We start from the raw sequence: 14,425 nt of genomic DNA, 5'->3' as shown, positions 1-14,425 counted from the left end.
TTCCCTTAAGCTTCCCTTAAGCAAAAATGTCGAACTCCGTCGTGTATTGGGAACCGCAGATGCCGATAATTTACCGGTATTCCATATTCGCGGATTATTGAGGAACGTATCACATCGTGTCTCTGACAAATAAAACCAACGCCCGGCACGATGGACCTATTCCAGGCCAGCGAGGTACGAGGCGGACAGCCATGCCATCCATGCCGAAGGCGGGCCTGAGCATCGTCCAACCTAAAGTCGATGCAGTTCAGGCGAAAGCGGCGTCACCGGCAGACAAGGCCCCCATCGCAAGGAACCGGCCAGATATCCAGCCGCATCGCTCCGGCACGGGTGCGGAAAATCTCATCACCTTCGTGTTCGGCGCCACGGTGTGCCTGCTGATCTACGCCGGATGGCAAAACCGGGCTGAGACCTATCTGATCGCAGAATCAGGCGCCGGCTATGCACTCGGGATCATCGGCGCCGTACTGATGCTGCTTCTGCTGTTGTATCCCCTGCGAAAGAGGATACGTATCCTGCGCGTTCTCGGGCCCGTCAAGTTCTGGTTCCGTACGCACATGATGCTCGGTGTCATCGGCCCGGTATGCGTTCTCTATCATGCCGGGTTCAAGCTCGGGTCGATGAACAGCAATATCGCCCTGTTCTGCATGATCACCGTCGCATCGAGCGGACTGATCGGACGTTACTTTTACCGCAAGATTCACTACGGCCTCTACGGCAGGAAGGCCTCGCTCAAGGAGCTTCTGGACGACGAAGCGCTGCGAAAAAACCGCCTGGCTGAGATCCTTGACTCCGCGCCTAAACTCAAACAGGAGCTACAGTCTATTCAGCGCTGGGAACCCCGCATCGAACGCGGGGTACTGTATGCCGGTATCCGCATCATCCTGTTCGCGCTTTACAGTCATTGGCTCCAGCTCAAGCTGCTCCTGCGGGTCGATCAGGCCATCCGGTCGCACTCGAAGCGCATGAACTGGACGCCAGCACAGCACAAGCACCAGCGCCGCATCATGAGTCGTTACCTGGGTGACTTTTTCACCACCACGCGCAAGGTTGCCGGTTTCAGCTTTTTCGAGCGCATGTTCTCGCTGTGGCACCTGCTGCACATGCCGCTGTTCCTCATGATGGTGATCACGGGGGTCGTCCATGTAATTGCCGTCCACATGTACTAAGGCGGGCGGCTGGGACATGTACAACCGCCTCGTCTTTTGGCTGGCGTTCGGACTGAGCATGGCTTTCCTCTGCGGCAAGGCAGCAGGATCGACGCTGGAAGTCATGCTGATGCCGGGCGAACTGGTCCGGGGTCACGCCAAATTTGAGACAGACTGCAAACAATGTCACGAGGCATTCAGCAAGCATACTCAGAGCCGGCGCTGCGTGGACTGCCATGACCATGAAAACATTGCCAGAGACATCAAGGAGAAACGTGGTTATCACGGGCGGATCGCCACTGGCGGAGAGCTGGATTGCAAACGCTGCCACAGTGATCACCTTGGACGGGAAGCGGACATCATCCATCTCGATACACAGACCTTTGATCATGCACAAACGGACTTCTCCCTCAAGGGCGCGCATGCCGCCACGCGCTGCCAGGCTTGCCACCGCACCGGAAAGAAATACCACGAGGCCAGCGTGAAATGTGCCGACTGCCACAAGGAGAGAAATCCGCACCGGGAGGAGCTGGGGTCAAAATGCGGGGATTGTCACAACGAAACCTCGTGGCTCAAGACATCTGCATTTGATCATGACAAAACCAAATTCGCACTCAAGGGCAAACACCGTGAGGCGGCCTGCAACAGCTGCCATCCGAACGAACGCTACAAGAATATCGCGGTAAACTGCGTCGCCTGCCACCGCCTCAACGATGTGCACAGGGGCCGTTATGGCGAAAAGTGCCATGACTGCCATGCGGAAAAAAAATGGAAAGATTCACATTTTGATCATGACAAGTCGACCAAGTACAGGCTTGAAGGACGCCACAGCAAGGTCGCCTGCGACAGCTGCCACGAAAGGGATCTCTACAAGGAAAAAACAAGCACAGTGTGCGTGGATTGCCATGCCAACGATGACAGCCACAAGGGCCAGTTCGGGAAGAAATGCGCCAGCTGTCATGCGACGACGGGCTGGGGAAAAAATGCCTTCAATCATGACAAGGACACCAAATTCAGACTGTCGGGCCGGCACAAGGATCTCGTGTGCAGCGACTGCCACGGCGGAGACGTCTACAAGGAGAAACTTCCGACGGGCTGTATCGACTGTCATAAAAAAGACGACGTACACAAGGAACAACAAGGAAAGCTCTGCGGACAATGTCACAACGAGACATCATGGAGCGACCGCATCGTCTTCGATCACGACGTCAGCCATTTTCCGTTGATAGGCACGCACGCGGTGACGCCCTGCCAGGAGTGCCATCTGACGGCCAGCTTCAAGGACACAAAGCCGGGCTGCCACTCATGCCATGAAGCTGATGATGAACACAAGAGGCGATTGGGCACCCAATGTGCCGATTGCCACAATCCGAACGGCTGGAAATTCTGGATCTTCGATCACGACTCGCAGACGAAATTCAAACTGGACGGCAAACACACAAAGCTGAATTGCCATGACTGTCATATTGCACGCGTGACGAAAGACCTCAAGCTTCCCAAGGAGTGCAATACCTGCCATCAGCGGGACGATATCCATGCCGGCGGATTTGGTCCGCGCTGCGAGCGCTGTCACGATACCGAGGACTTCGCGCGCATCAACATCAATAATAATCGGGATACACAGACCACAACGGGACGCTGACTGCCATGAAATCGAATTTTTTGAACAGATCCCGCACTGGCGGGAGGCATCTGTATCGCGCAGCCCTCGTGATATCTGCGCTGCTTCTGGGAGTCGGCGTCCTCATTGCACACAACGCTGCGGCTCAGGACGAGAAGTTCGATCATTTCTCGACCGGCTTCCCGCTCACCGGCGGTCATCGCGATGTTGCCTGCTCGGACTGCCACATGCGCGGAATATTCAAGGGAACACCGCGCCAGTGTGCGGCATGCCATACCTCGACCGGATCCTCCTCCGCCTCGAAGAAACCCGTCACCCACATCGATACCACTGATTTCTGCGAAGACTGCCATACCACGAACGCATGGAGACCGACGCTGAAGGTGGATCATTTCTCGGTCATCGGCTCTTGCGCAAGCTGCCATAACGGCCGCACGGCGCAGGGCAAAGGCAAGAACCACATCAGCAGCGACAACAACTGCGACGACTGTCATACCACCAGCACCTTTGACAACGCGGTGTTCGATCACTCCCAGGTCACCGGTACCTGTTCCAGCTGCCACAATGGCACCACCGCTACCGGCAAGCCGGGCAATCACGTGACCACCTCGGCCCAGTGCGACACCTGCCATACGACCCGCGCCTGGACACCGGCAAGTTTCGATCACAGTGGTGTCACCGGCACCTGTTCCAGCTGCCACAACGGCACCACCGCTGCCGGCAAGACGAACAACCACATCGCTACCTCGGCCCAGTGCGATACCTGCCATACGACCCGCGCCTGGACACCGGCAGACTTTGATCACAGCGGTGTCACCGGCACCTGTTCCAGCTGCCACAACGGAACCACCGCCACCGGCAAGACGAACAACCACCTTGCAACCACAAATCAGTGTGACGCCTGCCACTCTACCACGGCGTGGACCCCGGCGAATTTCAGCCATAATGGCATCACCGGCACCTGCTCCAGCTGCCACAACGGCACCACCGCCACCGGCAAGACGAACAACCACGTCGTCACCTCCGCCCAGTGTGACAGCTGCCACTCTACCAATGCCTGGACACCGGCAGACTTCGATCACAGCGGTGTCACCGGCACCTGCTCCAGCTGCCACAACGGCACCACCGCCACCGGCAAGACAAACAACCACGTCGCCACTTCCGCCCAGTGTGACAGCTGCCACTCTACCAATGCCTGGACACCGGCAGACTTCGATCACAGCGGTGTCACCGGCACCTGTTCCAGCTGCCACAACGGCACTACCGCCACCGGCAAGACGAACAACCACGTGACCACCTCGGCCCAGTGCGACACCTGCCACTCGACCACGGCGTGGACCCCGGCGAATTTCAGCCATAACGGCATCACCGGCACCTGCTCCAGCTGCCACAACGGCACTGCCGCCACCGGCAAGACGAACAACCACGTCGCCACCTCGGCCCAGTGTGACAGCTGTCACTCTACCAATGCCTGGACACCGGCAGACTTCGATCACAGCGGTGTCACCGGCACCTGCTCCAGCTGCCACAACGGCACCACCGCCACCGGCAAGACGAACAACCACGTGACCACCTCGGCCCAGTGCGATACCTGTCATTCAACCACGGCGTGGGTACCAGCGACATTCGATCACAGCACCGTCACTGGCTCCTGTTCCAGCTGCCACAACGGCACCACCGCCACCGGCAAGACGAACAACCACGTGACCACCTCGGCCCAGTGCGATACCTGTCATTCAACCACGGCGTGGGTACCAGCGACATTCGATCACAGCACCGTCACTGGCTCCTGTTCCAGCTGCCACAACGGCAGCGGGGCGACCGGCAAGCCGACCGGACACTTCGTAACGACCCAGCAGTGCAACATCTGCCACAACACCAGCAACTGGACGACATTGACCTTCCGCCACAACAGCACCGCCTATCCCGGCGATCATCGGGTCAGCCTGAGCTGCACCGACTGTCACAAGACAAACGCCGAGATCGTGCCCTGGCCCAACTCGGCATACCAGCCTGACTGCGCGGCATGCCATGCCGGCGACTACAAGGCGGGCGAGCATGAGAACGCATCTGTGAGTACCAACCGGAACTGCGCCGGTACCTGTCATAAATCGTCTCCCGAGCATCGCGTCAGCGACAGAAACTGGGATTAAACGATATGAAAGGCACGACCTCCATCCGGCGCATGAGCGCTGTCGGTCTGAATCTTCTGGCGGTCCTGTGCCTCTCGCACACCGCACAGGCGCAACCGGTCACAGGACAAGTAATCGACCGGGTAGTCGTCTCGCGATCGACGGGGTGTTACGACATACGCATCGGCCTGACCTTTCCCATGCAGTACGTCGGCCATTTTCCGGCGGAACAGGGCGATCTGCTCCGTATCCGGCTCAAGCCGGCCGTGACGGAGTCCTTACCGCCCGACATCCTTTCGCTCCGCGAATCGGCGCGACCAAACGTCGTGCACGGCTCACCGCTGGTGGATGTCACCTATGAAGGTGACGCCGATGAACCCCAGCTCATCGTCCAGTTCACGCATGTCGTCGCCTACTCCCTCATTCAGGGTGACGATTTCAGAAGCCTGCTGCTACAGGTGCATCCGCCCGAGGCGGACACCGGACCAGGCTGCCAGTCCGTATCAGACCCTGACGAATAGGATCCATATGGCCATCCTTTCCCGCCTCGGCTGGAATACCGCCAGCCTCAGGCATCAATATGGATCCGCCTGGCTGGCCGTACTGCTGCTGTGTCTCACCGCTGCTGCCAGGGCAGCCGGTCCAGCCACAGGGATCGTCAAGGCCGAGGTGCCGGCAGAGGCATACGTCATCCAGCTGGCGGCCACCGACGAGCTGCCGCGCCCCGACTCCCTCCCCTCGGCAGCGCCGTTGCAGCGGTACTGGTTGTACGCCCTGCCGGCGGAACGGGGCAAGCCGTTCGCATACCGGTTGCGCCTCGGCTTTTTCACCGACAGAAAGGAGGCGCAGACCGTCAAGGATCAGCTGATGCAGTATTTCCCGGCCAGCTGGATCCTGAAAGTGTCCCCGCTGCAGGAACAGCGTGATGGGATCCCGCTGGCGTTCAACGCAGCGGCGGCACCGCCCACCGACGGTCCTGCCACCACTCCGGCCCCGGCGGTCGTGGCAGCACCTGCTGCCGCCCCGGCGACCGATGACCGCCTGGCGACCCTGATGGAAAGCGGACGTCAGGCAGTCGCCACCGGTGACTATCCACTCGCAATACGGATCTATACAAAAGTTCTGGATACACCCGACAACCCCTACGCCCAGGACGCGCTCGAATATCTCGGGCTGGCGCGTGACCGCAACGGACAGGCAGCCCACGCGAAGGCGGAATACGACCAGTATCTCGTACTCTATCCTGAGGGTCCCGGCGCAGAACGCATCCGTCAACGCCTGGCTGGCCTGCTGACGGCACGGGAGGAGCCGCGCGAAAAGCTGCCCGAGCAGAAAATCACTTCCGATAAACCGATGGAGTGGAGCAGCGCCGGCAGCCTGTCCCAGTACTATCGTCGCGACGTGACGACAATCGACGGCGCAGGACAAACCGTTAACCAGTCGGCGCTCATCACCGATCTTGATCTGTCCGCACGGGGACGCAGCGAGAATGTCGACGTGCGCGCCCGCTTCAACGGCGGCTACACCTACGACCTGCAGAGTGACGGTGAGAACCTGTCCCGCATCAGTAATCTCTATATCGACGCCAGCAACCGGCGCAGCGGTCTCTCCGGCCGGCTCGGGCGGCAGACGCGCAGTTCGGGCGGCGTCTTCGGCCGCTTCGACGGACTTCTTGTGGGCTACCAGACCGAGCACTGGGGGAAATTCAACGTCGTCGGCGGTTATCCGGTCGAGAGATCCTCCGACACCTCGCTCAACCACGAGCAGGTCTTTTATGGTATCAGCGCCGATCTGCCGCCGTGGATGGAACGGTGGGATTACAGCGTCTATGCCATCTCCCAGCAGGCGGGAGACCTGACCGACCGCCGGGCGGTCGGCGGGGAGGCGCGCTATCTCGACGACGCCCGCTCGCTGCTGGCACTGCTCGATTATGATTTGCACTTCCGGGAGCTCAATATTTTCTCCCTGATTGGCAACTGGACGGTAGACGAATCGACGGCCTATAACTTCGGATTCAACCAGAGCCGCAGCCCCTTCCTCAGTACCACGAACGCTCTGATCGGCCAGACAGTGACACAGGTGGAAGACCTGCTCGATACCTACAGCGAAAGCGTCATCCTGGATCTGGCCCTGAACCGCACCGCCACCAGCCGCGCACTTTCGGGCGGCATCACGCGTACGCTGAACGACAGACTCCAATTGAACGCGGACATCACTCTTTACAGTCTGTCGGGCACGCCCGAATCGGGCGGTGTCGCCGCGACAGAGAGCACAGGCAACGAGTATCTCTATTCATTCCAGCTCGTCGGCAACAGTCTCATCCGACAGGGAGATCTTTCGATCCTTGGCCTGATCTATGCCGATGCCAGCACCACGAACACGATTTCTCTCCACCTGAACAGCCGCTACCCGGTCACCGACCTGCTGCGCATCAACCCCAGGCTGCGGCTCGACTACCGACAGTTCGACCAGGACGAAGGGACGCAGTTGATAACCACACCATCGATACGGTTCGATTACCGCTATAGACGCAATATCGATCTGGACGCGGACATCGGAATGCAATGGTCCAATCGAGATACCTCCGGCACTTCGGAAAAGACATCCGGCTACTATCTCTTCATAGGCTACAGCCTCGGCTTCTAGACAAGTTCCGCATCCCGTCTTTTTCTGCAACAATATCCACTTCCCCGCACCGCGGGAACCGTGCCGGACGGACCTTTTTCTCGCCCCGCCGGCCGGTTCGCTTGCATGACGGATCTCCACGAACTGACAGAGGCAGTACACGTGTCCGATTCCAGGGATATGACCCGGGAACTGCAGGAAACCGTTCGCGCCGCGTTCGAACGGCGCACGCCCTTGTCGATCCAGGGCGGCAACAGCAAACGATTCTTCGGCCGCACAGCGCGCGGCGAACCCATCGCCCTCTCCGCCCATCGTGGCATCGTGAACTACGAACCGGCGGAACTCGTGGTCACAGCCCGTTCCGGCACCCTGCTCCGCGAACTGGAGAACCTGTTGGAGAAAAACGGCCAGATGCTGGCGTTCGAGCCGCCGCACTTCGGCCCCGGGGCCACCCTGGGAGGCACCGTCGCGTGCGGCCTGTCCGGCCCGCGCCGCCCCTACGCCGGCGCTGTACGCGATCATCTGCTCGGCATACGCTGCCTCTCGGGTGAAGGCCGCCTGCTTCGCTTCGGCGGCGAGGTGGTCAAGAACGTGGCGGGCTTCGATGCCTTCCGGCTCATGGCGGGGGCGCTCGGCACACTCGGCGTACTGACCGAGATCTCCCTCAAGGTGCTGCCGCGACCCGAGCACGAGGTAACCCTGGCATTTGAATGCGACACACATGATGCGCTGGCCAGGCTGAACCGCTGGCACTGTTCCCCGCTCCCTGTCAGCGCGAGCGTCTGCGACGGCACGCAGCTCTTCATACGGATCGAAGGCAGTGTGGCGGGCGTACGGGCCGCGCATGACAGGCTCGGCGGCGAAGTCATATCCTGCGCCGGCGACTTCTGGGAAGATGTGCGCGAACACCGCCATGCCTTTTTCGCCGACAACGAACCCCTGTGGCGCCTTTCACTCCCGCCGGCCACGCCGCCGCTGTCGATCGTGGGCCGCTGGTTCATCGACTGGGGCGGGGCGCAGCGCTGGCTCAAGACCGCCCTGCCGCCCAAATTGATCCGCGAAACCGCGGCACGCCACGGCGGACATGCCCAGTTGTTCCGCGGCGGCGAGCGTGACGGATCCGTGTTCCATCCCCTGCCACCGGCCCTGCTCGACCTGCACAAGAACCTGAAACAGGCCTTCGATCCGCGCGGCATCCTGAATCCGCAGCGGATGTACCGGGAGCTCTGACGTGATGCGTCAGGCGTCAGGCGTGAGGAGGAAGGAACGGCCTGTCACCGTTACATCGAATCCATGGAAGCGCGCCGTGAATCTCACTGCAAGTGAACGGATGCTGCTGTTCCTCCTGACGCCTCACACCTCACACCTCACCATTATTTGAGTCATGCAGACACAACTTCCAAAGCAATTCACCGACAGCACCGCCGGCGCCGAAGCTGAGCGCATCCTGCGCAGCTGCGTTCATTGCGGTTTCTGCAATGCCACCTGCCCGACCTACCAGCTGCTCGGCGACGAACTCGACGGGCCGCGCGGGCGGATATATCTGATCAAGCGCATGCTGGAAGGGGAATCTGCCGGCGCTGGTACCCGGCTGCATCTCGACCGCTGCCTGACCTGCCGCGCCTGCGAGACCACCTGCCCCTCCGGCGTCGAGTACGGCCGCCTGCTCGATATCGGACGCGCACGCATGGAATCGATGGCCGTGCGCCCGCGCAGGGAGCGCCTGCTGCGTCGCCTGCTGTGCACCGTACTGCCCTTTCCTGGCCGCGTGCGCGTGGCGCTGGCACTGTCCCGCTGGTTCGGCGCCCTGCTCCCGGCCGCTCTCGCCCGGGCGGTACCCGCACGGCTGCGTCCCGAACGCAGGGACGCCTACCATTGGCCCGCTCCGCACCACGCACGGCGGGTGCTGATCCTGGACGGGTGTGTCCAGTCCGTGACCCACGCGCATATCAACGCCGCGGCCGCCCGTCTGCTCGACCGGCACGGCGTCTCGCTGGTGCGGGTCACCGGCACCGGTTGTTGCGGGGCGGTCACCCATCATCTGAGCCAAGACGCGCCCACGCGGTCGTTCATGCGCCGTAATATCGATGCCTGGTGGCCCGAGGTGGAAAGGGGCGCAGAGGCGATCGTGACGACATCGAGCGCGTGCAGCGCCATGGTGAAGGACTACGGCCATCTGCTGCGGGACGACCCGGACTACGCGGACAAGGCGCGGCGCATCGCGGCGCTGGCCGGTGATATCACCGGGGTGGTTGCTGGGCTCGGGCTCAAACCGCGCCTTCCGGCCGGTACGCCGCGCCGGGTCGCCTTTCACGCCCCCTGCAGCCTGCAACACGGGCTGCGCGCCCATGCGGCAGTGGAAGGCCTGCTACGCGGGGCAGGTTACGATCTCACGCCGGTCGCGGATGCCCACCTGTGCTGCGGGGCCGCAGGCACGTATTCGATCCTGCAGGCAGAACTCTCCGGGCAACTGCTCGCCAACAAGCTCGCGGCCCTCGAAGCCGCGGCGCCCGAAGTCATTGCCAGCGCCAACATCGGCTGCCTGATCCATCTGCAGGGCGGCGCGCAGACGCGGGTGCGCCACTGGATCGAACTGATCGAGGAGGCATACCCCTAGATCATGCCATCCGCATGTCGATCCCTCACGATCCGCACGGATGAAAACCGCGGCGGTTTACCTTATGCTTTCCTGCACGACCCGTTCAGGGATCAGGTAGCCTGTCAGGCCACCCGTTCGCGCCTGAATCTGCGCCTTCGCGGCCGGGGCCGTTAACAACGAACAGCATGAGGCAAATGATGAAATTCAGGTCATTCTATCCGCCCCAGCGCACGCTGATGGGGCCCGGTCCGTCCGACGTCAACCCGCGCATCCTCGCCGCCATGGCGCGGCCAACCATCGGCCATCTGGATCCGGCCTTCGTCACCATGATGGAGGAGATCAAGGCGCTGCTGCAGTACGCCTTCCAGACCAAGAACACCCTGACCTTCCCGGTGTCGGCACCCGGCTCGGCCGGCATGGAGACCTGCTTCGTCAATCTGGTCGAGCCGGGCGACAAGGTGATCGTTTGCCAGAACGGCGTGTTCGGCGGCCGGATGAAGGAAAACGTGCTGCGCTGCGGCGGCGTGCCGGTGATGGTCGAGGACCCGTGGGGTCGCGCCGTCGATCCGGCCAAGGTCGAGCAGGCGCTGAAGACCAACCCGGACGCCAAGATCCTGGCCTTCGTCCATGCAGAAACCTCCACCGGCGCGCGTTCGGACGCCAAGCTGCTGTCCGATCTGGCCCAGCGCCACGGCTGCCTGACCATCGTCGACGCGGTCACCGCGCTCGGCGGCATCCCGCTGCTGGTCGACGACTGGCAGCTCGACGCGGTCTACTCGGGTACGCAGAAATGTCTGTCCTGCGTCCCCGGCCTGTCGCCGGTCACCTTCAGCACGCGGGCACAGGAAACCATCAAGAAGCGCAAGCACCCGGTACAGAGCTGGTTCATGGATCTCAACCTGGTCATGTCCTACTGGGGCGGCGCCGGCAAACGCACCTATCACCATACCGCACCGGTCAACACGCTGTACGCGCTGCACGAGGCGCTGGTGATCCTGCACGAGGAGACCATCGGGCTCGCCTGGGCGCGCCACCTGCATTACCACCGCGCGCTGCGCGCCGGCCTTGAGGCGATGGGGCTGGAACTCGCCGTGCCGGAGGACGAACGCCTGCCGCAGTTGAACGCGGTGAAGATCCCGGAAGGCGTCGACGACACGGTGGTACGCGCGCAGCTGCTCGGGGAATACAGCCTGGAGATCGGCGCCGGCCTCGGCGCCATGGCGGGCAAGATCTGGCGCATCGGCCTGATGGGCCACGCCTGCAACGCGCGCAACGTGCTGTTCTGCCTCGGCGCGCTGGAAGACGTGCTGACCGACATGAAGGCCCCGATCCGGCACGGCCGCGCCCACGCGGCCGCGCGCGCGGTGCTGAGCGCGTCCCCTCAGCCGGTGGATGACGAAGAGTAAGGATTGAACAGGGAGGACGGGGACAGATGTTAAATCTGTCCCCGCAGAGCTTGCCTTAAGGCTGGCGCACCAGGAAGAGCAGGCCGCGGCCGGAGTCGTTACCGCCCTCGGTGACACGTATCGCGAGTACGATGACCTCCCCGTCCGAACTGACTGCGCCGTTCCCGGTCACGATCGAACCGCCGACATTCAGGCTCAGCGTCATGGTCCCGTTCGCGGACACACTGTAGGAACCGCCGCCCACGCCCTCCGTACTCGCGGGCAGGGTGCTCAAGGCCGCGGCGGCGCCATTCCTGGCCGCGTCTATATCGAGAATCGCTCGCTTGCCGAGCAGGTCGCCCGAGGTGATCCCGCCGGTGCCGTTGAAGGTGATGTCGCCGAACTGATACCCGACCCCGGCCGTCGCCCCCGCGCCGCCCGTGAAGTACCCGGCGTGCTGGACCACGTTATAACTGCCGCTGACGAGGCCGGTGCCGGCGCCGCTCGCGCGGCGGATGGCGACGCCGATTTCGCGGTTGGCGAGGTTCGTCGCCAGCACGTCTCCGGTCGGCATGACCACATGCCAGATAGTGGTATCGTCGGTGACCAGCGGCGCGGTATTACTGGCCGTGACATTGATCGTGACCGAGGCGGTGGCCGTGACCTTGCCGTCGGTGATCGTGTAGCTGAAGGTCTCGACGCCGCTGTAGCCCGTAGCCGGCGTATAGCCGATGGTCGTGCCGTTGTTGCTCACCGTCCCGCCCGCGCTGGCCGCGCCCACCGTCGTGATGGTCAGCGTGTCGTTGACGTCCGGGTCGCTGTCGTTCGCTAGCACGCTGAGCACGTTGCCGCTGCTGTTCACGCGTACGCTGAGGGCGTCATTGACCGCCGTCGGCGGGGTATTGGCGGCGATGACAGTCACCGTCACCGTGGCGGCGGCGGTCGCGGTGCCGTCGCTGATCGTGTAACTGAAGCTTTCACTGCCGCTGAAACCGGGCGCGGGCGAATAACTCAGGCTCGTGCCGTTGTTGACCACCGCGCCGCCCGCGCTGGTCGTGCCGACGGCGGTGATCGTCAGCGTATCGCCGACGTCGGCATCGCTGTCATTGGCCAGCACGTTGAGGGGATTCGCCGTCGTGCCCATGCCGACATTGAACGAGGAATCGTTCACCGCCACTGGCGTCGTATTCCCTGTTGTCACGTTCACCGTGACGATCGCGGTATCGGTCGCCAGACCGTCGCTCACGGTATAGCTGAATGATTCGGGGCCGGTGTAGGCCGCTGCCGGCGTATAGCTCAGGCTGGTGCCGTTATTGGTCACCGCGCCTCCGTTGCTGGTCGCCCCGACGGCGGAGATGGTCAGCACATCGCCCACGTCGGAATCGCTGTCGTTCGCCAGCACGTCAAGCGTGTTGTTGACGCTGTTCTGCTGGATATTCAGACCGGAGTCGTTGATCGCGTTCGGCGCCGTGTTGGCCCCCACCACCGTCACCGTCACCGTCGCGCTCGCCGTAGCGGTTCCGTCACTGACGGTGTAGCTGAAACTTTCCGTACCGCTGAAGCCGACCGCCGGGGTATAGATGAGGTTGCTGCCGTTGGGCGTCACCAGGCCGCCCGCCGTCGGCGCCAGCACAGTGCCGGCCGCGGTGATGGTCAGCGTGTCGCCCACGTCGGGATCGCTGTCGTTGGCCAGCACGTCGAGGATATTGTTAAAGCTGTTCTCGCCGACGCTGAGCCCGGTGTCATCCACTGGAGCGGGGGCCGTATTGCCGTTCACGACGCTAATGCTCACCGTCGCCGTATCCGTGTCGGTGCCATCGCTGATCGTATAGGTGAAGGTCTCGGGCCCGGTATACGCCGCCGCCGGCGCATAGCTCAGGTTCGTCCCGTTGTTGATCACCGAGCCGCCGTTGCTGGCCGCGCCTACCGCCGTGATCGCCAGCGTGTCGCCCAGATCGGCGTCGCTGTCGTTCGCCAGCACATCGAGCACGTTACCGCTGCTGTTCAGCTGCACGTTATAGCCGGAGTCGTTGACTGCATCCGGCGCGGTATTGCCGATCCCGACCACCGTCACCGACACGGATGCAGTATCAGTCGCAGTACCATCGCTGACGGTATAGGTGAAGCTCTCACTGCCGTTAAAACCAGGAGCCGGGGTGTAACTCAGGCTGGTGCCGTTATTGGTCACCGAGCCGCCGTTACTGGCCGCCCCCACCGCTGTGATCGTCAGCGTGTCGCCCAGGTCGACATCGCTGTCGTTCGCCAGCACGTTGAGCGCGTTGTTGCTGCTGTCCATGGCAACGCTGTAACCGCCATCGTTGACTGCTGTCGGCGGGGTGTTCGCGGGCGCGATCACCGTGATCGTCACGGTCGCGGTATCGGTCGCCGCACTGTCGCTGACGGTGTACGTGAAGGTCTCGGGGCCGCTGTAGCCAGACCCCGGCGTGTAACTCAGGCTGCTGCCGTTGTTGGTCACCGAACCGCCGTTACTGGTCGCCCCCCACCGCCGTGATCGCCAGGACATCACCCACATCCGGATCGCTGTCGTTCGCCAGCACGTTCAACGCATTAGCCGTGCTATTCCGGTTGGCGCTGTAGTTGTCGTTGGTCGCATTCGGCGCAGTGTTTCCGCTCACCACGGTTACGCTCACGGTTGCAGTGTCGGTCGATGTGCCATCGCTCACGGTGTAGGTGAAGCTCTCGGGACCGGTATACGCCCCCGCCGGGGTGTAGCTCAGGCTGCTGCCGTTGTTGGTCACCGACCCGCCCGCGCTCGTCGCCCCCACCGCCGTGATCGTCAGCGTATCGCCCACGTCCTGGTCGCTGTCGTTCGCCAGCACGTTGAGCCGTTGTTCGCGCTCCCCTGCTGCACGCTCAGACCGCTGTCATTGACCGCATTGGGCGCGGTATACTGG

10 protein-coding genes are annotated in these 14,425 nt (G+C 62.5%); 8 read left to right on the top strand and 2 right to left on the bottom strand.

The window, feature by feature from the left end; genetic code table 11:
* Positions 1-200 precede the first annotated feature (200 nt).
* The 8 genes from IPK65_11125 to IPK65_11090 all read left to right on the top strand — a co-directional run bounded on the left by IPK65_11125 (position 201) and on the right by IPK65_11090 (position 11,531).
* Positions 201-1,169, top strand: coding sequence for a pyridine nucleotide-disulfide oxidoreductase (locus IPK65_11125; protein MBK8163656.1), 969 nt, complete (start codon positions 201-203; stop codon positions 1,167-1,169).
* A gap of 16 nt (positions 1,170-1,185) precedes the next feature.
* Positions 1,186-2,790, top strand: a complete 1,605-nt coding sequence (locus IPK65_11120) for a cytochrome C (GenBank protein ID MBK8163655.1) — start codon at positions 1,186-1,188, stop codon at positions 2,788-2,790.
* Positions 2,791-2,858: 68 nt separating this feature from the next.
* Positions 2,859-4,922 (top strand): cytochrome C, encoded by a 2,064-nt coding sequence (locus IPK65_11115; protein ID MBK8163654.1) that lies wholly within the window; start codon positions 2,859-2,861, stop codon positions 4,920-4,922.
* Positions 4,923-4,927: 5 nt separating this feature from the next.
* Complete coding sequence (locus IPK65_11110; GenBank protein ID MBK8163653.1) at positions 4,928-5,422, top strand: hypothetical protein; 495 nt, start codon at positions 4,928-4,930, stop codon at positions 5,420-5,422.
* A gap of 7 nt (positions 5,423-5,429) precedes the next feature.
* Positions 5,430-7,547 (top strand): SPOR domain-containing protein, encoded by a 2,118-nt coding sequence (locus IPK65_11105; GenBank protein MBK8163652.1) that lies wholly within the window; start codon positions 5,430-5,432, stop codon positions 7,545-7,547.
* A gap of 105 nt (positions 7,548-7,652) precedes the next feature.
* Entirely contained in the window at positions 7,653-8,756 is a 1,104-nt protein-coding gene (glcE, locus tag IPK65_11100) for a glycolate oxidase subunit GlcE (GenBank protein ID MBK8163651.1), read from the top strand.
* Positions 8,757-8,910: 154 nt separating this feature from the next.
* Positions 8,911-10,143 (top strand): glycolate oxidase subunit GlcF, encoded by a 1,233-nt coding sequence (gene glcF / locus IPK65_11095; GenBank protein MBK8163650.1) that lies wholly within the window; start codon positions 8,911-8,913, stop codon positions 10,141-10,143.
* 179 nt (positions 10,144-10,322) lie between these two features.
* Positions 10,323-11,531 carry an alanine--glyoxylate aminotransferase family protein gene (locus tag IPK65_11090; protein ID MBK8163649.1) on the top strand — a complete coding sequence of 403 codons (1,209 nt, stop codon included), beginning with the start codon at positions 10,323-10,325 and terminating at the stop codon, positions 11,529-11,531.
* 55 nt (positions 11,532-11,586) lie between these two features.
* Here the strand turns inward: IPK65_11090 and IPK65_11085 are convergent, their stop codons facing one another.
* Together IPK65_11085 and IPK65_11080 are read right to left on the bottom strand one after the other, a co-directional pair.
* Positions 11,587-14,034, bottom strand: coding sequence for a tandem-95 repeat protein (locus IPK65_11085; GenBank protein MBK8163648.1), 2,448 nt, complete (start codon positions 14,032-14,034; stop codon positions 11,587-11,589).
* Positions 13,997-14,350, bottom strand: a complete 354-nt coding sequence (locus IPK65_11080; GenBank protein ID MBK8163647.1) for a cadherin-like domain-containing protein — start codon at positions 14,348-14,350, stop codon at positions 13,997-13,999. The genes IPK65_11085 and IPK65_11080 overlap by 38 nt, the downstream gene beginning before the upstream one ends.
* Positions 14,351-14,425: the final 75 nt, after the last annotated feature.

The sequence above is a fragment of the Gammaproteobacteria bacterium genome (assembly GCA_016712635.1).
Lineage (GTDB): Bacteria > Pseudomonadota > Gammaproteobacteria > SZUA-140 > SZUA-140 > JADJWH01.
This window is presented reverse-complemented; position numbering and strand designations above follow the sequence as displayed.